The sequence below is a fragment of the Clostridiales bacterium genome, assembly GCA_030016385.1.
Lineage (GTDB): Bacteria > Bacillota > Clostridia > Clostridiales > Oxobacteraceae > JASEJN01.
In genome coordinates this window covers 1-20,518 of record JASEJN010000004.1, presented here as the reverse complement: position 1 = coordinate 20,518, position 20,518 = coordinate 1, and the positions used below count along the sequence as shown (strand labels likewise).

Here is a 20,518-nt window from a genome sequence, read left to right as displayed (position 1 = left end):
GCCTAAAGCCTGAAATATATAATCAATGCAATAACCAGTCCGATCATGGAAAACAAGTTCAAATTCAGTGAAAAACCAAGAGTCAGACTTAATATCTTTAAGTTTATCGGCAAAGGGCCAAAACCTATATTAAAATTTTTAGAAAGCAGCCCCGGTATATAAGGCTTTAAAAGATCCCCTGCAAAGCTGCCTATTATTCCGCAAATAATCAATAATATTATCAGGTTGCTTATACTTTTATAGCCCTTCCCTACCATTGATTCTACCCCCTGAGAAGATAATTATTCTCCAAATAATAAAAATTTGGGTTTTTTATTTATTTTCTCATAATAGTTTATCATTTAATCAAGCATGATACAAGTATTTGAAGGTTTATGGTATTTTTTGTATTCTGCAGGCAAAAACAATACCATGCCGTAGTTAATAACATAATATATATTTTTTAAAACCGGCACAAACATTTAAATCAGGCTGTTAGCTTTATCAGCGATGTCCCGGTAATAATATATAATCTGCATCATTTTCTCATCAATATTTATTTTATCTACCACTCCCCCATTCTTGCCTATTTCACTGAATAAGCTTATTTGATCATTTACTTTCTTGTCGATTTCTTTAAAGTCTAAAGATGTCGATGATTTTTTATATTCATTGTATATTTTGGCAATATTGCTGTACGATGCATATAATTTACTTTTCAGAATTCTATCATCCGTCTTTTTAGACTCATAATCTCTTAATGCATCTTGATTTATACTTATGGAATCGCCGGTAACCTTAAGCAAGCTATAAAACAGAGCACATTTTTGGTCATTTTTTAGAGCTTCCGGCAAATCCTTTACATTAATGGACATATTTTTAATTATACTATTATATCCAAGAGATTTGTAATATTGTAACCTTTTTGTAACCCACGCTTTATTTTCATCCGCGCATGTAGTAACGTGGTAATACTTCATTTCCATATTTATAAAGGAAGGTATTCCCTTTTTTCTCAGTCTGTCTGCAAATAGTTTTACATTCTGTTCCGATTCAAACGCACCCATCTGAAGAGTATAAAACTTCTTCGGCTTGACTTTCATATATTTTATTGTGCTTTTATCATCTATAGCTGAAGATCCCGACATGGCAGGTATAATTATCAATTTGGATAATAAAAGCCCTGCCGAAACTACAAGTATGACAAAAGGAATGATCATTTTTATAAAATATCTATTGAGTTTTGCAAATTCATTATCCTCAAACTCAAATCTTATATATTTCATGGTGCAACCTCCCCGCACTGAATATAACATTTATTACCAATTATATCATATGATTTTTTCTTTTAACAGCAATCGCATGCAAAAGGATTATATTTTATATTTGATATTCCCAAATAAAAAAGAGAGCAAAAAACTGCTCCCCTCAATTAATGATTCTTTTTGCCGTAACATACCGGCTGCTATAATATCTCTGGCTCAAGTTGCTTATCATTACTCCCTTTAAAGATGCATGTATAAAATTTCCATCTCCAATATATATACCTACATGGGATATCTTCCCATTGCCGGATGTAGTAAAATAAACCAGATCACCTGGCATCAGGTCACCCCTGGATACAGTCTTTCCATAATCTTTCTGGCTGTATACCGAATGTGGAAGCGATATACCGTAATTTCCCATTACGAACATAATAAACCCGGAACAATCAAATGCAGCAGGTCCCGCTGTACCGTATTTATATCTGGCACCTATATATTTACATGCATAATCGATTACATTACCCACATTTTTAAATGTACTAAGACTTGAACCGCTTCTTGATGCAACCTTATATTTCTTTTTATAATTTACCTTTTTCGTTTCAGTACTTGCTATCTTCACTTTAGCCTTCGCTGAAGGCTCAGATACTGCATATGCCCACTTAACATGGAGAATGCATATAAACATTATTGTAAATATAGTAGATAGCAGGAGAACTTTCCTTATAAATCTATACATTTTAAGCACCTCTGTTTCAGCCATAGACACAGCAAAAACACATGGGATGAATTCTACCCATAACCCCCTACCGGGCTGCTGTATCAAAACCTTGGAATAGGTTTAGCTTTAATCTATATGAAATTTATTGTTATCATTCTCCTACCAAATTATGAATATTTTTTATTTTAAAATGCCATAACAGTAACAAATATTATCCCATAATGCACTCCCCCATTGCTTATTGCATAAGTAACAGTTTACGAGGCTATTATATTATATTAAATCCTCAACATGTTTATTAAAAAACTTTACAACATTCCGGTATCATATATCTTTATTTTATTCCTTCCCTTTTCCTTCGCCCCTGAATACATCGCCCTATCGGCAAAGCTTACCATTTCCATGGCATTCGATGCAGGATTCGGATATTCGGATATTCCCCCGCTTATTGTAAGCTTGATATTAAAGGTCTTGTATCTAAATATATGATCCTCCACTCTTTTCCTGATCCTTTCAGCAATGGCATATGCATCCATGCTTTTACTGCTTGGCAATATCACCGTAAACTCCTCTCCTCCATATCTTGAAACTATATCATTTTTCCTTACGGAGCTCTTGATTAGCCTCGCAACTTCCCTAATAACAAAGTCACCCACTAAATGACCATAGGTATCATTTATCCTTTTGAAATAATCGATATCGAATATTATAAGGCTCATGGCATCCGAGTTCTTTTCACATTCCCTTATTTTTTTCTCGATGCAGCTATAAAAAAATCTCTGATTATATAAATATGTTAAACCATCGGTTATAGCTTCTTCTTCAGACAGTCTGAAAAGTTTCGCATTTTCAATGGCGATCGTGGCTTGATCAGAAAGTATCATGAGAAATTCCAGTATTTCGTCTCCAAAGGCCCTGTATTCATCACTGAATATGATAATACAGCCTATGCATTTATTTAACCTCCTCATAGGTACAAGTATGCAGGATTTATATATTGTGCAGTATTCACAGTAACCCTTGTCACCCGGCTTCATATATAAATCATTTATAATAATCGCTTTTGAAGAATGGACTATCTGCCCTAATATGCTTTCTTCAACTGAAAAACTGTAAACCTTGTCGGAGAAATCATCGTCCATTCTATATGCGACAGGTATCATTTCTCCTTCTTCATCCTTCATATCGAATATATAACATCCTTTAAAGCTGACAAGCGAATTTATGGCATCCAGCACGGAGTTATATGTCTTTTCAACATCAAGAAACTTGTTTATTGTCAGAGCCACCTTTGATAACGCTTTAAGCTGTTTATTTGCGAAAATCGTGCTCTTCATGGTCGTAAATATAAAACACGCAAACACAATAGGAAGGATAAAAAGTGTCGAAAACCATAAATTATGTGAGCTGCTGTATTTATAAATGTCTGCAAATTCCGATGCGGCAGGTATTGAGAAAAACAGCGAGATTATTTCCCACTTCATGCTGTCAAATACGTCCCTCATGTCGAGTTTGTTATTTATTAGATAAAACTGAATGAATATAAAAATATAATTGCATATAAATGCCGCGACAGTAAACGATAAAGCGGGGAGAAACATTGAAACCGAGAAATACCTTTCATTCATGCTTCCCAACGACTCAAAAACCAGCTTGTATGCAATCGATCCTGCGAACATTTTGGATAAAGTCATGCCTGCATTCAAGAATACCGTATTGAACGGTTTTTTATACATCAGGTAATCTGTCACAAAAATAAAAATCAGTTGAATCCATGCACTATTTACTATTCCGAGCAGCAAGAAACTTGCAAGCTCGATTATTGAAGCAAAGCTTATCCACACTTTAGGCGTACGTATATTGAATTTATCAATAACTATTTCTATTATTATGAGAAATAAAAAAAGCTTTTTATCATATATAATAAATCCCCTGCTTATGGTTATCGATAACAGTAAAATAACGAAAGCTGTTCCAACTGTGTAGTTGTAAATATTTATTCTGCTTTCTTTTTCCACGATATTTCACTCCAATAAAAATTATATAAGTAAATTTTTCTATGTAGTTCTATACGATTCCCCATATTCCTTCTTTTATAATAAAATAATAAAAAAACGCGCCAAAAGAAGCGTTCACATAGGGATTTACGAAACATGTGAATTTTAACCGACTCTCTTCAAGCGGAGACTTGAAAGAAAAGACTGCACCGAAGGATAAAACCTTTAGTGCAGTCTTTGTTTTACTGTTTATGACAATGATGATGAACTGTTCACCTTAAAGACGGAACTGGGATTCTGGCATTAGAAAACTAAAATAGAAACTCCTCATCACGATTTTAGAAATTAGTGGTGAGGAGTTAATTATTATTTAAGCTATGCATGTATCGGAGTTTTCAACAAAGAAGTACCTTATTCCCCACATTCATCATGATGCTGATGCTCATGACAAACGGAACCAGTAGATTTAAGGGAGCCCTGCAAGTACGCTTCTACTGCTGCTTTAGCATCACCTTTTGCTCCTACAACAACTTCAACGTTCCTTTCATTAAAAATCTCAACCGCGCCTCCGCCCATACCACCGCTGATGATGACATTTACACCACGATCAGCAAGAAAGTTAGGTAAGAATCCAGGCCTATGCCCGGGGTTAGCAACGGTTTCGCTTTTGATGATTTGATTATTTTCAGTATCAAAAATCATGAAACCTTCGCAATGTCCAAAGTGCTCAGTCACCATTCCATTTTCGCTTGCTACTGCAATTTTCAGCATTTTAGTTTTCCTCCATTTTTTCTAAGATTTTTGCAACCGGCTCAAACCAATTGCCATCGAAAAGCTCTATCATACCCTTGTCACATGCAGCCGAAATTTTTGGGTCGATAGGTAACTTAGCAAGAACCTTTAAATTATGTTTTTCGGCAATTTCTTCAATATGACTTTCGCCAAATATCTGATAGTCCTTTCCATTATCAGGGCATTTAAAGTAGGACATGTTTTCCACCAGACCGATAATAGGGATATTCATCATCTCAGCCATTTTAACAGCCTTTGATACGATCATGGATACAAGCTCCTGTGGTGAGGTCACAACAATAATCCCATCAACAGCAATAGACTGAAATACCGTAAGGGGAACATCGCCGGTGCCCGGTGGCATATCAATAAACATAAAATCTACATCGCTCCAAATAACATCTGTCCAAAACTGCTTTACTGTGCCAGCAATAATTGGCCCTCTCCAGACAACCGGATCAGTGTCGTTTTCTAAAAGCAAATTGACAGACATAATATCAATCCCAGTCTTTGTTTTAACAGGGAATAGACCGAATTCACTGCCTGAGGCTTTCTCCCTGATACCAAATGCCTTAGGGATAGAAGGCCCGGTGACATCCGCATCAAGAATCGCAGTATGATAGTTCATCCTGTTCATGGTAACTGCAAGCATAGAGGTAACAAGTGATTTACCGACACCACCTTTGCCGCTGACAACACCAATAACCTTTTTTACACTGCTCATCTCATGCAGCTTCTCGGAGAAATCCGTTTTTTGTTCTTTTCGTTCTGCGCAGTCCTCCGAACAACTGCTACAGCTTTGATTGCAATTTTCGCTCATAATCTTGCTCCTTTTATTTAAAATACAATTTCACTGCCTGCTGACAGATAATTGATGCTATCACCCATAATAGCTTTCAGCCTTTTATAAGGCTCGATACCTGTGCAATGGCAGGTGTAAAACTTTGCTTGTGTACCCATCAGGTATTTACCAATTCTATCTATCATTTCAGAGTCCTCGTTTCCGCCTGAGCGGCTGGAAAGATGAAATCCACCTATCACATAGCCCGGCATTCGGCCTTTTAGCGTGTGAAAATGCTCAAGTATATTTATGATACCATTATGAGCGCAGCCTGTTACTAATAGGGTTTTCCCGTCTTCCTCTACCACGAGGTTTTGTTCATGTGCAAAGATATCAGCTATCGTTTGCCCCTTATATTCCTTGAGCAAACCACTGTTTGATTTTGGGCGTGGCTCTTTTTGGACGATATTAGAGAATACTTGGATTCCACTGTTAATAAAGAAACGGTCTGACGTGAGGATAATTTGTTTGTTTTGCTTCAGATCTTCATCAAGACCGACAAATTCCAATTCATCATTTGGACGAATAGCATAGTGCTTTTCAAAAGCGAGACGATGTAGAAATACCTCGGCTTTTGTGTTTTCTTTCAAAAAGGTTTTTAGCCCTCCGCCGTGGTCATAGTGTCCATGCGAAATCACAAGAAAGTCAACATCAGCAATATTCACATTAAGCTTTTTTGCATTTTGAAGAAACAAATCGCTTGCGCCCACATCAAACAATATTTTGTGTTTTTTTGTTTCTACATACAAGCTAAGGCCATGCTCGCTGCCAAAGTCTTTTGATATCGAGGTGTTTTCAACCAACGTTTTAATAAGCATGACTTTAGCCACCACCTTTTTCAAAGAGTAGATTCATTGTTTTGTGATAAACCTCTTTAACCGCCGTCCCCGATATGCAGTCTATATCTACAACGGTTTGACCATTATTAATCGCTTTCACGGCATTGGAGTCGAAAGGTATCCTACCGATAAAAGGCAGCCCTTGTTTTTTACAAAACCGTTCAATCTTTTCTGTGTTTTCAATGCTGGTATCATATTTGTTGATACATACCGCTGTCTTCGTCCCGAATTTCGCTGCTGTATTTATAATGCGCTCCATATCGCTGATACCTGATATAGAAGGTTCTGCGACTATCAAAACCATATCCACACCACTAAGTGATGCGATGACAGGACAGCCTATTCCGGGAGATCCATCAATAATGGCAAGTTCCGCATCGGCTGCCGCAGCCTTCATTTGCTTTTTCACCTCAGTTACAAGCATTCCGGAGGTACCACTGCCCATTTTTAGTTGCGCTGTTGAAAAAACTTTTTCTCCATCAGAATACAGCATCAATTCCCCGGCCACTGCCGGTTTCATAGTTATCGCTTCCACAGGACAAACATACTCACAAACGCCGCAGCCTTCACATGCGAAATGATCCACTTTGTATTTTTCATCTATTGAAATAGCATCAAATCGGCAGTTTTGCCTACACTGATCGCATTTAATGCAAAGTTCCGGATCTATCACTGCTTTTGGTAGCCCATAATAATCTTTTTTTGCAGGTTTAACACTCCATCCGGTAATGAGGTGCAGGTTAGGCGCATCTACATCACAATCCGCATATGCTTTGGCATCAGCAAGCTTTATAAACGCACTTGCTATTGTCGTTTTTCCGGTGCCGCCTTTACCGCTAAGGATTAGTAGTTGTTTCATGCTGCACCTCCTTTGTCACATTGTTAAGCAGAGAAGAAAACAATTCCCGGTATTCCTCATTTTTATTAACGGCGATTTCCGCATTTGAGTTCAAGGTTCCAAGTTCATTGTCAAATGGAATCCTGCCTAAAATCTTGATATTTTTTTCCAAGCAAAACTTCTCAGCAGGATTTTCTCCTTCCAAACATTTGTTAAGAAGCACCCCAAATGGCTTATTAAATAACTTGACCAGATCGTATACCATATTGAGGTTATGAACACCAAACAATGTCGGCTCAGCCACCAGTATGCAATAGTCCGCATCTTTGATGCTCTCCATCACGATACAAGCGCTTCCTGGTGGACAGTCGATAAATGTCTGCTTATTTACTTCCGAACTTTCCTCAAGTAGCTTTTTTATGATAGGAATACCCGTAGCTTCACCGGTGTTCAATACTCCTGTCCATACCGCCACTTCGCCAGAAACACCTTTTTTAATTTTGCCAATAACCTTTGCTTTCTCTGATAGTGCCCTTGCAGGACAAACCAAGATACAGCCACCGCAGGAGTGGCACACATCGTCAAAGACAATCAGTTTGTTTTTAATATAGGCAAGGGCGTTAAAGTTGCAAAAATCAACGCACTTTCGACATCCATTGCATAACTCATGATCAACTTCTGGAATCTTTACTGATATTTCTTCTTCTTGAATTCCTTCAGGCTTAAAAAACAGATGTCCATTCGGCTCTTCTACATCACAGTCTATATATGTGGATGCTTTCGCTATCGCTGCTAAATTCACCGATACCAGTGTTTTTCCTGTGCCGCCCTTGCCGCTTAGCACAGCTATTCTCATATTAATTGCCCCCGTGCCCGTGAAATCCGGCATGAAATTCATCCAACAAAGGTAATTTCCCATCGATAAAAGCATCAATATTATTTTTGGCTGAAGTAGTTGCCGTTTTATAGATTTTGATTTCAGCGGGTTTTAGCACGTCAGCAGCATTTGCACCTAAGCGGGGAGTGAGTAAAGCACTTGCTTTGTTATCTACTATTATTTGTGCAGCTTTAATCCCGGCACCTCCTGTGCTTGTTGCCGCACTGTTGTCAATAAATATACTTTCCTTAGTTTCTACATCATAAATAAGAAAATAGGGAGTACGTCCAAAGGATACACATACATTCGACTCCAAAGTTTTCTCATCTACTGGAATTGCTATTTTCATAAGAATCCTCCGTTCTATTTTTGTTTAAATAATTCTCAATTGCGCTGCGTAGCGCACTCACACCTAAATTTGAGCAATGAACCTTATTTTCAGGAAGTCCATCTAAAGCCTGGATAATATCTTCTTCCGTAATATTCAATGCTTCCTCTAAGGTTTTACCCTTTGCTAATACCGATGTCATACTGGATGTTGCAATTGAAGCACAACAACCAAATACAAGATAGCTGATTTCTTCTATGCGGTTATCTTTCACCTTTAAATAAACGGTCAGATAATCTCCGCAGGAAGGATCACCGTAGCTTCCTTCAGCATCTGCATCGGGCATACTATGGGCATTTTGCGGACACATAAAATGCTCGATTACTTTTTCTGAATATATGATCAACCACCTCTATCCTCATCAACAGTAAAGCGCCCTCCACGCCTATGCCTATGACAGCCACGACCACAACCATTCCCTAATCCTTCGCAAAGCCGGTATTCGCCACCCTCAATCAAAAGCACCTTTCCATTTACTAAAGATTCAGCCAGCTTTTTTCTGGCCTCGATATAAATGCCTTGAACGGTGCTACGAGCAATATTCATTTGCTTGGCGCACTCTTCTTGAGTGAAGCCTTCCAAATCGATAAGTCTTATGGTTTCATATTCGTCAACAGTCATATTTACATGGTTTTCTGCGTCGGCAGGTGAATCAAGAGGCCCAAATCTATTACTTTCAGGCAAACAGCAAACTTTTCTCCACTTCATCGGTCTCGCCATAATTCATCACCTCCATTCTAATCAGAAATAACCAGAGCGTCCTCCGGTTATTTCTGATGCTCATTATAGGTTCTCCAATTGCTTATCAATAACTTCGAGTCGATCCTGCAAAATGGTTTTCTGTTCGTTCAGCAGCTCTTTTTGTGTTTTTGAGGAGGTATGGTTAAATGCAAATCCTCTACCAAAGCCACGACCGAAACCACGTCTGCAAGCAAGTCCAAGACCTAATCCCATTCCGAGACCAGCTCCGTACTTAACTGCATTAGCACCTGTGCAAAGCCCTAATCCTCTTCCAGTCATTGATCCCGCACCCATTGGACCGGTTCCGTCTCTTCTCGGCATGTTTTTCACCTCCTTTTAGTTTCCGGCATATGCCATCTATTCTTATTATACCCCTTTTATGGCATATGTCAATAACCTCTTCCCTTTTTTACACAAAAAAATAGCCGAGATTTCTCGACTTTTACCCTGCACACCCCTTTTTGAGTTTCCACGCCCCTAAGCACAATGTAATTAATTTGTATCAATCTCTGCAAAATTATATCAATATAAATACATTTAACTTGACGTGAATATGACTTCAAGAGATGCTTTAACCATCAAGATTATCTCCACTTATGTAGATATTTTCACTGTTCATATTTTCTGGTTTTGAGTTATGTTCCTCGTCTGCCATAACAAATGTTGTAGTATCAATTGAAGCTAGCAATCGAGCATAGTTTTTACCCAAAAACTTGAGTTCATAACCCTCTCCTGTGACAGCAATCTTATCACTTAAAAATTCCTTAAACCGTTCAATATCAAAGGACCCATCTGCCTTAAAACATGAGGGAAAATTAATCTCACATTATTTTTCGTCTATTTCAATCACAATTTTCTATTTACGCATTTATCTTAAGATGTTCGAATTAAAGCTTTTAGACAAAAAAGTCGAAAAGTCTAATTGAAAAATCCAAAACTACAGCATTAAGCCTTCTTAAATTTAATACCACTTTCGCTCAAATTTGAGCAAAAGCATAAACATTACAGCCGTCTTTTCTGGAAAAAAGACAGGCTATTTTTTATTTTAGGGGTTCGAATCAATAGAATTCTTCGCTTATGGATGAGGAAGAAAAATATTTTTAGAAAATCCTCAACTAATGTGCCCTACCAAGGCTATAAGGTGAGAGGAAAATACTTTGCTTGACCATTCGAGTAAGCTATTTGCTGTGGCATTAGCTAAGGGGTTAATAATTTCGGCTATTAGTAGAGGAAAGCAATTCACAGAAATATTTGTTCCTGTACTCAAATTGCAGGTTTGAGGCCTGTGGAGGATGAGAGGAAATTACCTTAGCAAACTCTGTGGATCTGCCTTTCTCATGAACAATCAATGAAAACATAGTTTTTCTCTCACTGTTCCTTGACAACTGAATACCCCGAAATGCAAGAGATACTTCAAGCAGAATATGCCATGACGATAATTCCGAGCGTAATCCTTGTAAGATAACGAGGTTGTGTCAAACAAGGCAAACCCTCTGGAACAGTAGCGTTTCGGGTCATTTATAAAAGGCAAGGAGGTGAAATAACTGAAAACACAATATGATAACTTGCCGCAGATGCTTAAAGATAAGCCACAGTTTTGCTGTTGGAAATATGAAGAGCGAAGTGGTAAAAAGACCAAAGTTCCCTATAACCCAGTAACGAGAAAAAGGGCAAAACCAAATCAACGTGGTACATTTAAAGATTTTAGTTCGGCGATAGCTGCTATAAGTGATTATGACGGTATGGGATTTTTGGTGGGTAATGACATATGTGTTATCGACTTAGATGATTGCTTTGATAGCAGCGGTAAGCTTAAGCCTGTTGCCCAAAATGTTGTAGAGGCTTTTAGGGGTTGCTATATGGAACACAGTCCATCTGGAAAAGGGCTTCATATTTTCTTTAAGGCCACAGGCTTTAACTTTGACAAAACAAAATACTATATCAACAACAGAAAGCTGGGAGTTGAGGTCTATGTGGCTGGAGCAACAAACCGCTTTGTTACCGTAACAGGCAATGTATTTGCAGATGGTGATATAGCGGAGAAATCGAATGAGCTTCAGATGATACTAGACAAGTATATGCTACGTCCTACCCCTGTGAAGCAAATTCTGGATAGAGAAAGCCAATCCTATCTGTCTGACAAGTCTGTTATTGAGAAGGCTTTAAAATCGGCAAACGGAGAAAGGTTCAAAGCATTATGGCAGGGAGATACATCTGGTTATGCTTCTGCCAGTGAAGCTGATTTGGCACTTTGCGGTATGCTGGCATTTTGGTGTGGCAGAGATATTGGACAGATAGACAGACTTTTCCGGCAGAGCGGCCTAATGCGAGATAAATGGAATAGACCGCAGTCCGGTAGTACTTATGGAATGATAACCATAGAAAAAGCTATCGCAAATGCTACTGAAATATACAAACTAGGTGGTAAGCGTTCATCAGCTACAGAAGATTTTGGAGAATGTTCCCTTGCTGACTTTAAGCCTGAGAGTAACAATCGCTACCCTTGGACGGATATTGGGGCAAGCAGGCTGTTTGCTGATTATTATAAATCTTTTGCCCGCTATGTTCCTGAAAGGAAAATGTGGTTTTGCTACGAGAATGGCATTTGGATTCCTGATGTCGGTAATCTAAAAGTAATGGAAATGTGTAAATCATTGGCTAATCAACTGCTAACCTATGCTTTGACTATTCAAGATGAACATCAAAGAAAGGCATACATTGACTATTGCCGAAAATGGCAGTCAAGAAGGTACAGGGAAACGGTGCTTAAGGATGCACAGAGCGTATATCCCATATCAATGGCTGAATTTGACCAAGACCCGCTTATGCTCAACTGTGCCAATGGAACATTGTTTTTAACATCCATGGATTTTCATCCCCACAACAGCGAGGACAGACTCACAAAGATATCTGGTGTTAAGTATGATCCAGAAGCAAAAAGTGAGCGATGGGATAGATTTATTCATGAGATTATGAGCGGAGATGAGGAAAAGGCAAAATTCCTCCAAAAGGCCTTTGGCTACAGTATCAGCGGAGACACTCGGTATGAATGCCTGTTTGTTCTCTATGGTGCTACAACTCGAAATGGTAAAGGTACGCTATGTGAGAGCATTCTTAAGGTATTAGGCAGTTATGGCTGTACCGCAAGGCCAGAGACTATCAGTCTGAAAAAGAACAATAACAGTTCAAGTCCAAGTGAAGATATTGCCCGGCTTGCAGGAGTACGCTTTGTGAATATCTCCGAACCTAGCAGAGGACTTGTCTTAAATGCTGCACAGGTAAAAAGCATGACGGGTGGTGACACCATTAACGCAAGGTTTCTACATGAGAATTCTTTTGACTTTTCGCCAAAGTTTAAGCTGTATATCAACACCAATTATCTGCCCGTTATTACGGATATGACGCTGTTTTCTAGTGGCAGAGTGGTGATTATTCCTTTTGAACGACACTTCGATGAAAGCGAGCAGGATAAAAACCTAAAACGTGAATTCGCCAAACCGAAGAATCAGAGTGCTATCCTCAACTGGCTAATTGAAGGCTATCAGCTGTTAAAGAAGGAGGGCTTGATTTTACCTGATTCCGTTAAGACAGCAACAGAGGCTTATAAGCGTGACAGCGATAAAATAGCATTATTTTTCGAGGATGCCTTGGAGGAAAGTCCTAATAGTGAGGTGCGGACATCCGAAGTGTATGCCCGGTATCAGCGTTGGTGCAGTGCCAATGGATGTTATTCGGAGAATGCAAGAAACTTCAAACAAGCATTAACAGCTATCGCCCGTGTAGAACGGAAACGACCACGTTCTGGTGGTGGAATGACCACAATGCTTATCGGATATAAGCTGACTGAAGAAGAATTTCTTCTTATTTAAACACAGTGTAGCAGCTTGTAGCAAGAAAAACAGGTTATATAAAAAATCGCTCTCGTATAGAGAGTTTAGTTTTTACCTGCTACATCTTGCTACAAAGCTTAAAACCAGTGAAAACAATGGATACAACTCCATGTGTTAATACCTGCCCCTAGGGGAGGTCAAATCTCCACACTTTTTCATCTGGACAACGGGCGTGGGGCAACGCATAAAAAAACGCGGTTTCAAACGGGGTATATACCCCACAATCCATTTTAATTTAGGAGGTAAAGGATTATGGCAACATCAACAACTTATAATAGAGCGTTTTGGAATGTTATGAAAGGAAAAGAAGAAAATAATCAAAATCTAAGCGAGGGCTTTGATAATGCAGGAGCCTATGTCGCACCAGATGAGTTCAGAGAAGGCTTTAACACTGCTTTGGCAAAGGAGAATATATTCCGCAGATTTGCTACTGTTATCAATCTATCTTCTGCAGAAGGTAAAATTCAAGCGGTACCCTCAACGGGTACAGCAGATTGGGTTGAAGACGGAGATCCAATCCCCGAAAGTGCCGATACATTTACACAGTTTCTGGTGAAATCATACAAGCTGGCATCTCTTGTCAAGCTAAACCGCTCATTCGTCACCGATATGAACTTTAATCTTGAAAAATATCTGATGGGTGATTTTGCGAAGCGTTTTGGCAAGGCTGAGGAAAATGCATTATTTAATGGAAATGGCACAACTCAGCCAACAGGTATCCTTACAGCAGATGCAGATGTAACTACAGCAGATAGTGCTATTATCTCTTTTGACGAGATTATTTCGCTGTATTTTTCATTAAAAGATGAATACCGAAATAACGCTGTGTTTATCATGCACGATAATACTGCCATGCTTCTTAGAACCCTTAAAAATACAAATGGCAGTTATCTGTGGAATTCTTCAGATAACACCATTTTCGGAAAGCCTGTAGTTACCTCTCCATATATGCCTACATTATCTGCAGGAGCAAAAAGCATTGTATTTGGAGATTTATCATACTACTGGCTGATTGAGCGTCAGCCAATAACAATAAAAAAATTAAGTGAATTATATGCATTGCAGGGGCAGATTGGCTTTTCTGCTTACGAGAGATTGGATGGGAAGCTAATTCAACCGGATGCTCTGAAAATATTACAAATAAAAGCTTAAATGATGGATTAGGCACTGAGTCATCAATTCGGCTCAGTGCCAGTTCCTTCAAAACATCGGATAGGAGGTCACACGATATGGAAAATCAAAGTAACAGCCGCACAACCAAATCCGATATCGGAGGTACGGTCTATGTGGTGGAATCACGAGTAAGTGATTCAGCAAAGGAAAGTGCATATTCCAAGCTGAAACGACTGATTACAGTCAATGCAAAAAGCCTTTCAAAGTTATCAGATAGTTCATATAAACCCACGGAAATCAACTCGACTTCTTCAAGGTAGTACGGTAATATACATAGTGCTAAACCGCTTGAAGACTGTCGGAAATGGAGGAGAAAAATGAATAGACAGTCAACATTTAGCACTATACTTAAATCAACAATAGCATTTGAAGAAGCGAAAATTACTGCTCTTTACTGCAGGCTTTCCCGTGATGATGAGCTTGCAGGGGACAGCAACAGTATAGTAAACCAGAAGGCAATTCTAAAGAAATATGCTGAGGACAACGGTTTTCGTAACATCGAATTTTATGTGGATGATGGGGTCAGCGGTACAACTTTTGATAGGCCAGACTTTAACCGCATGATTGCAGATGTAGAGTCCGGTAGAATTGGAACGATTATCATTAAGGATATGTCCCGCTTCGGCAGGGATTACCTCAAAGTAGGCTATTACACAGAGATAATGTTTCCTGAAGCAGATGTACGATTCATTGCTATTAACAACGGTATTGATAGTGCAAACCAAGCAGACAGTGACTTTACACCGTTTCTTAACATTATTAATGAATGGTACGCTAAGGATACTAGCAAGAAAATCCGTGCTGTGTTCAAATCCAAGGGACAGTCCGGTAAGCCGCTCTGCACCAATCCGCCTTACGGTTATATTAAAGACCCTAAAGACAAGTTGCACTGGATTATAGATGAGAAAGCCGCCGAGGTGGTCAGAGATATTTTTCGACTATGCATGGCCGGTTTTGGACCTACGCAGATAGCAAAGCAACTTGAAAAGCGGTGCATTGATACACCTACGGTTCATCTTCGCAAAATGGGTATTAACACTCCAGCAAGACCACCTGAAAACCCATATGCTTGGTCAGCTCGTACCGTAGCAGATATTCTGGCTAAAATGGAATATCTAGGCCACACAGTGAATTTCAAGACTTCTAAAAAGTCATATAAGAGCAAAGTCAAGATAATGAACAATCCAGAGGAATGGCTGGTTTTCAAAAATACCCATGAAGCAATTATTGATGAGGGGACTTGGGAAACAGTGCAGAAAATTAGAGATGGCAAGCGAAGACCATCACGATTAGGTGAAATGGGAATGCTTTCTGGCATGATGTTCTGTGCCGACTGTGGTGCAAAGCTGTATCAGGTTAGAGGCAAGGGATGGACACACGATAAGGAATATTTCGTTTGTGCTACTTACCGCAAGAAAAAGGGTATGTGCAGTTCACATCAGATACGCAATGTTGTAGTGGAACAGCTTTTGCTAGAAGACTTAAGACGTGTAACCTCCTTTGCCAAAGACCATGAACAGGAATTCATCCGTATAGTAATGAATAATTCAGAAAAGGAACTTGCCAAAGAACTCCGCCAAAGTCAAAAGGAGTACGAACAAGCACAGACTCGCATTGCTGACATAGACAAAATCATTCGAAAGCTATATGAGGACAATGTGATGGGCAAAATTCCCGAAGAGCGTTTTTACAAGATGTCGGCTGAATATGAAGCCGAGCAGAAGGCTCTGGAAGAAAGGATAACCAAATTAAAGCATACTATTGATACAGCAAATGAACAGTCCCTCAATACCGACCGATTTTTGGCACTGGTTAAAAAGTACACAGAAATTACAGAATTGGATGCAGAGATTATCCGAGAGTTCATTGATAAAATTATAGTATTTAAGGCTGAAAAAGTAGATGGCCGCAGAACCCAGCGGATTCAAATTTTCTATAACTGCATTGGCGCTATCGACTTACCAAACTAAACGAAAAAACGGCATAGCCGAATATCAACGACTATGCCGAATTTTTCAGGAATTATAAATCCCTATCTGACCGCTCCTAACGGCACGCAATTGTTTATATATGAAGCTCTAAACGAGTTATTTATATCGATTTATTTATTGTCTATCCATCTGTATATCTTATAATTTTTAATTACTTTTTTAACATACTGCTGCGTTTCGGCAAACGGAATTTGATCCAAGCCGATGGCATTTTTGCTGTAACTCCCGCTTTGAAGCCATTTCCTCACATTGCCGCTTCCTCCATTATAGGCTGCCAGCATCAATATAATGTCGTCCTCGCTGTCTTTAATATTGAACTCAAGCCTTAAATTGTTTATATACCAGCATCCTATCTTTATATTTAAATCAGGATCATATAACATATCATCCTTGAAATCCCGTATATTAAGCTGTTTAGCACCCCATTCGCCGGTCTGCGAAGTTATCTGCATCAATCCTTTCGCATCCCTTTTTGATGTTGCATCGGGATTATAGTGGCTCTCGACATTTATAAGCGCCATAATCAAATAAGGATCTATATTATATTCTTGTGAATATTTTCTAATGATATCTTCATATTTTAAAGGATAAAAATATCTTATTATTGACTTGCAGTTTACAACGGCAATTATAATAATCACGGCAGCTATAAAAAGTAACCTTAAATCACGTATGCGCAATGGGTCCCCTCCCATCTGTATTGATCTCATTAAAATATTTCAAAACCTGCATTTTTGTATAATCGATGTCTCCGGAATTGTCTATTATTTTATCAGAGCGCTTCATCTTCTCTTCCACAGGCATCTGCGAATTTATCCTCATCCTCGCTTCTTTCTCAGTCATATTATCCCTTTTTACAAGCCTTTGGATCTGCGTTCCTAAATCTGCATATACGAGCCATACTTCATCGACGATATCATCCATTTTCGCTTCCAAAAGCAAAGCTGCATCTATAATAATAACATTATACTTATCCTCATCCTTAACCTTCTTTAGCTTATCAATTACTGCCCTTCTGATTTCCGGATGAGTAATATTATTAAGAAGCATAAGCTTATATCTATCATTGAATATAATATTCCCCAAAGCTTTCCTGTTTAATGTGCCATCTTGATTTAATATCCCTGATCCAAAGCGAATCAGTATATTTTTATACGCATTTTCCCCAGGCCTGACAACTTCCCTTGCCACCATGTCGGCATCTATAATAAAAGCTCCAAGGTCTTTTAAGATTTTAGATACCGTACTTTTACCGCATGCAATCCCACCGGTCAGCCCTACTATTTTCATGACTACTACTTGGCCTCCATCCAGTTGTTTCCCGAATTAATATCAACTTTCAAAGGTACATCCAATTTAAAGGCATTCTCCATGCTATCCTTTATAATCTCCTTGACTGCATCTAATTCATCCTTATAAACATCCACAATAAGTTCATCATGCACCTGTAGTATCAATTTGGATTTAAGGCCTCTCTCCTTTAGCCTGTAATAAACTTTTACCATGGCTATCTTTATGATATCGGCTGCACTGCCTTGAATCGGCGTATTCATTGCCAATCTTTCACCGAAGGATCTTACCGTGTAGTTTGAAGATTTAATCTCGGGTATGAACCTTCGCCTGTTCAAAATCGTTGTAACAAAACCATCTTTTTTAGCCTTTTTTACTATGCCTTCCATATAACTTTTTACACCGCTGTATTTATTCAAATAATTATCTATATATGTTTTTGCTTCCTTCCTGCTTATTCCAATGTCCTTGGCCAGCCCGAAATCGCTTATGCCATATATGATCCCGAAATTTACAGCTTTTGCCCTGCTTCTCATGGTAGACGTAACTTCATCCATCGGAACGCCAAATACTTCTGACGCTGTCTTTCTGTGTATGTCCAATCCATTATAAAATGCATCCATTAAATTTCTATCCTTTGAAATATGTGCAAGCACCCTGAGCTCAATCTGTGAATAATCACCTGAAAGTATTCGGCATTCATCATTTGATGGAATAAATACCTTCCTTATCCTCTTGCCTATTTCAAGCCTTACGGGTATATTCTGAAGATTTGGCTCCGTACTGCTGATCCTTCCCGTCGCAGTAACTGTCTGATTAAAACTCGAATGAATCCTCCCGTCTTCATTTACAATGTGTAGAAGCCCATCTACATATGTGGATTTTAATTTCATAATTTGCCTGTAATCGAGCAATTTTTTTACTATCTCATTTTGCGGAGCTAACTTTTCAAGAACCTCGGCATCCGTAGAATATCCTGTCTTTGTCTTTTTTATCACAGGGAGCTTTAACTTGTCAAATAATATATGCCCAAGCTGTTTTGGAGAATTAATATTGAATTCCTCACCCGACATTTTATATATATCTGCCGTCAACTGATCTATTTCGCTTCCAAATTCATCCGATAATTTAAGCAAAATATTCTTATCAACTTTAAATCCCGTGATTTCCATGCTTGCCAATACTTCTATCAATGGATTTTCTACATTATAATACAGAAAATCCATACCGCTTTCCGATACCTTCTTTTTTAATATATCCGTAAGTTTAAACACACCTGCTGCCTCTGTACACAAATAACTGCATATGATACTCCGGTCGGCCCCGTCTTTAATCTCTTTTTGAATCTCTTTTTCGGGTTTTATATCTATATTCAAAAAGCGCCTTAACAGCTCATCTATATTATAGGTACTTTCAGAAGGATTTAATAAGTATGATGCGATGGCGGTATCAAATTCCAACCCCTTTAAGTCGATACCGTGTTTATTTAAGCTTACATATCCATCTTTTGCGTTATGGCTGTACTTTTTTATATTTTCATCTTCCAAAATATCCTTAAGCATTTCTATATATTCATGATCAGGCTTTATAAATAAAGCGCTATTACCATCATTTGATATGCCTATTCCTTCGATATCGGTATTATAAAAGTCAGTGCCCCTTATAATAAATACGATTGAGAATCTCTTTGAACGCTTCACATCTTGAATCAGCTTTTCTATATCTTTCCTGTCTGCTATCTTACAGTCCACAGTACTTAAATTTTCAGACGATGTGCCTTTATTCAATTCCATTTTTTCGATAAGGCTTTTGAATTCAAGTTCCCGGAAAACAGATAATAGATTTTGTCTGTCTGCTTCCTTCAATCTCATTTCGTTTATATTAAATTCTATAGGAACATCTGTTACGATCGTTGCTAACTTTTTGCTGAATAATGCCTGCTCCGCATATTCTATCATCAATTTTTTGATCTTGGCACTTTTTATAGTATCTATGTTTTCCAGTATGCCTTCAATGCTTTTAAACTCATCTATAAGCCTTATGGCAGTTTTCTCTCCAATGCCTGGAACTCCCGGGATATTATCGGAAGCATCACCCATAAGGCCCTTTATATCTATAAACTGCCTTGGAGTTGCATTATATTTATCCATCATCTTGTCAGAATCATATATATCGATATCAGTTATGCCTCTCTTGGTGATTGCAACCTTTGTATGATCGGATATAAGCTGAAGAGCATCCCTGTCTCCCGTATATATCGTCACATCCAGTTCCTTCTCGCATTTTTTTGCGACCGTCCCTATTATATCGTCGGCTTCATATCCGTCTATTTCATATATACCGATATTAAATGCCTTAAGCACTTTTTTTATTATGGGAAATTGCGAATTTAAGTCAGGGGGCATCTTCTTTCTTCCCGCTTTGTATTCGGTATATGCTTTATGCCTGAATGTCGGAGCTTTTCTGTCAAATGCGACCGCCATATATTCAGGCTTTTCTTCACTTATTATCCTTAAAAGCATATTTGTAAACCCATAAACGGCATTAGTGCACTCACCCTTTGAATCTGTCAGAGATGGTATTGCATAAAATGCCCTGTTCATCAGGCTGTTTCCATCGATTATGACCATTTTTTCAGCTTTCATAGAAATCTCCCTCTTTGCAAAATTATCATAGGCCGGACACCGGTATTATTTATATCCTGTATTTTAAAAAATAATTATAGTAAAACATCTTGCATATGCTGCAAAAGATATTTAAATATATATTAACATTATTATACCATAATCATCGATTCTCTTGAAAACTTGTATGGCAATAAACTTCAATTCGTAATTTGGATTATGTCATTTTGAACACTCATTCGCCAGATTCAAGTTTTGTAAGTTCTAAGGCC

At 38.4% G+C, this 20,518-nt stretch carries 20 protein-coding genes; 4 read left to right on the top strand and 16 right to left on the bottom strand.

The annotated features are described in order from the left end of the window. Positions 1 to 2: 2 nt before the first annotated feature. The 13 genes from QME45_01640 to QME45_01580 all read right to left on the bottom strand — a co-directional run bounded on the left by QME45_01640 (position 3) and on the right by QME45_01580 (position 9,599). Positions 3 to 257 (bottom strand): DUF4321 domain-containing protein, encoded by a 255-nt coding sequence (locus tag QME45_01640; GenBank protein MDI6617363.1) that lies wholly within the window; start codon positions 255 to 257, stop codon positions 3 to 5. A 204-nt stretch (positions 258 to 461) separates the two neighbouring features. Beyond that, positions 462 to 1,265 carry an SPOR domain-containing protein gene (locus tag QME45_01635; GenBank protein ID MDI6617362.1) on the bottom strand — a complete coding sequence of 268 codons (804 nt, stop codon included), beginning with the start codon at positions 1,263 to 1,265 and terminating at the stop codon, positions 462 to 464. Between the two features lie 142 nt (positions 1,266 to 1,407). Then, positions 1,408 to 1,983, bottom strand: coding sequence for a C40 family peptidase (locus tag QME45_01630; protein MDI6617361.1), 576 nt, complete (start codon positions 1,981 to 1,983; stop codon positions 1,408 to 1,410). A gap of 290 nt (positions 1,984 to 2,273) precedes the next feature. Then, on the bottom strand, positions 2,274 to 3,983 hold the full coding sequence (locus tag QME45_01625) for a sensor domain-containing diguanylate cyclase (GenBank protein ID MDI6617360.1): 1,710 nt from the start codon (positions 3,981 to 3,983) through the stop codon (positions 2,274 to 2,276). A gap of 390 nt (positions 3,984 to 4,373) precedes the next feature. Continuing rightward, positions 4,374 to 4,733 (bottom strand): NifB/NifX family molybdenum-iron cluster-binding protein, encoded by a 360-nt coding sequence (locus tag QME45_01620; GenBank protein MDI6617359.1) that lies wholly within the window; start codon positions 4,731 to 4,733, stop codon positions 4,374 to 4,376. Between the two features lies 1 nt (position 4,734). Beyond that, on the bottom strand, positions 4,735 to 5,574 hold the full coding sequence (locus QME45_01615; protein ID MDI6617358.1) for an Mrp/NBP35 family ATP-binding protein: 840 nt from the start codon (positions 5,572 to 5,574) through the stop codon (positions 4,735 to 4,737). Positions 5,575 to 5,591: 17 nt separating this feature from the next. After that, positions 5,592 to 6,413 (bottom strand): MBL fold metallo-hydrolase, encoded by an 822-nt coding sequence (locus tag QME45_01610; GenBank protein ID MDI6617357.1) that lies wholly within the window; start codon positions 6,411 to 6,413, stop codon positions 5,592 to 5,594. A gap of 4 nt (positions 6,414 to 6,417) precedes the next feature. After that, positions 6,418 to 7,293, bottom strand: a complete 876-nt coding sequence (locus QME45_01605; GenBank protein ID MDI6617356.1) for an ATP-binding protein — start codon at positions 7,291 to 7,293, stop codon at positions 6,418 to 6,420. Then, positions 7,271 to 8,128 (bottom strand): ATP-binding protein, encoded by an 858-nt coding sequence (locus tag QME45_01600; GenBank protein MDI6617355.1) that lies wholly within the window; start codon positions 8,126 to 8,128, stop codon positions 7,271 to 7,273. The genes QME45_01605 and QME45_01600 overlap by 23 nt, the downstream gene beginning before the upstream one ends. Before the next feature lies 1 nt (position 8,129). Next, positions 8,130 to 8,498, bottom strand: a complete 369-nt coding sequence (locus QME45_01595) for a NifB/NifX family molybdenum-iron cluster-binding protein (GenBank protein ID MDI6617354.1) — start codon at positions 8,496 to 8,498, stop codon at positions 8,130 to 8,132. Then, entirely contained in the window at positions 8,473 to 8,877 is a 405-nt protein-coding gene (locus tag QME45_01590) for an iron-sulfur cluster assembly scaffold protein (protein MDI6617353.1), read from the bottom strand. The genes QME45_01595 and QME45_01590 overlap by 26 nt, the downstream gene beginning before the upstream one ends. 2 nt (positions 8,878 to 8,879) lie before the next feature. After that, on the bottom strand, positions 8,880 to 9,257 hold the full coding sequence (locus tag QME45_01585) for a DUF134 domain-containing protein (GenBank protein MDI6617352.1): 378 nt from the start codon (positions 9,255 to 9,257) through the stop codon (positions 8,880 to 8,882). Between the two features lie 63 nt (positions 9,258 to 9,320). After that, entirely contained in the window at positions 9,321 to 9,599 is a 279-nt protein-coding gene (locus QME45_01580; GenBank protein ID MDI6617351.1) for a DUF5320 domain-containing protein, read from the bottom strand. 1,253 nt (positions 9,600 to 10,852) lie between these two features. Between QME45_01580 and QME45_01575 the strand changes: the two genes are divergently transcribed. The 4 genes from QME45_01575 (at position 10,853) to QME45_01560 (ending at position 16,311) form a co-directional block, all read left to right on the top strand. After that, the gene (locus QME45_01575) at positions 10,853 to 13,147 is read left to right on the top strand and encodes a phage/plasmid primase, P4 family (GenBank protein ID MDI6617350.1); all 2,295 of its coding nucleotides are present in this window, start codon (positions 10,853 to 10,855) and stop codon (positions 13,145 to 13,147) included. Between the two features lie 273 nt (positions 13,148 to 13,420). Then, positions 13,421 to 14,320 carry a phage major capsid protein gene (locus tag QME45_01570; GenBank protein MDI6617349.1) on the top strand — a complete coding sequence of 300 codons (900 nt, stop codon included), beginning with the start codon at positions 13,421 to 13,423 and terminating at the stop codon, positions 14,318 to 14,320. 77 nt (positions 14,321 to 14,397) lie between these two features. Then, entirely contained in the window at positions 14,398 to 14,601 is a 204-nt protein-coding gene (locus QME45_01565; GenBank protein MDI6617348.1) for a transposon-encoded TnpW family protein, read from the top strand. 57 nt (positions 14,602 to 14,658) lie between these two features. Beyond that, a complete protein-coding gene (locus QME45_01560) occupies positions 14,659 to 16,311 on the top strand; it encodes a DUF4368 domain-containing protein (protein ID MDI6617347.1) in 1,653 nt (550 codons plus the stop codon). 131 nt (positions 16,312 to 16,442) lie between these two features. Here QME45_01560 and QME45_01555 read toward each other — a convergent pair whose 3' ends face one another. Genes QME45_01555 through polA form a run of 3 tightly spaced genes read right to left on the bottom strand, consistent with a single transcriptional unit; the run spans position 16,443 to position 20,267 of the window. Continuing rightward, a complete protein-coding gene (locus QME45_01555) occupies positions 16,443 to 17,012 on the bottom strand; it encodes a lytic transglycosylase domain-containing protein (protein ID MDI6617346.1) in 570 nt (189 codons plus the stop codon). Further along, a complete protein-coding gene (gene coaE, locus QME45_01550; protein ID MDI6617345.1) occupies positions 16,999 to 17,622 on the bottom strand; it encodes a dephospho-CoA kinase in 624 nt (207 codons plus the stop codon). Before coaE ends, QME45_01555 begins: the two co-directional genes overlap by 14 nt. Positions 17,623 to 17,627: 5 nt before the next feature. After that, complete coding sequence (gene polA / locus QME45_01545) at positions 17,628 to 20,267, bottom strand: DNA polymerase I (protein MDI6617344.1); 2,640 nt, start codon at positions 20,265 to 20,267, stop codon at positions 17,628 to 17,630. Positions 20,268 to 20,518: the final 251 nt, after the last annotated feature.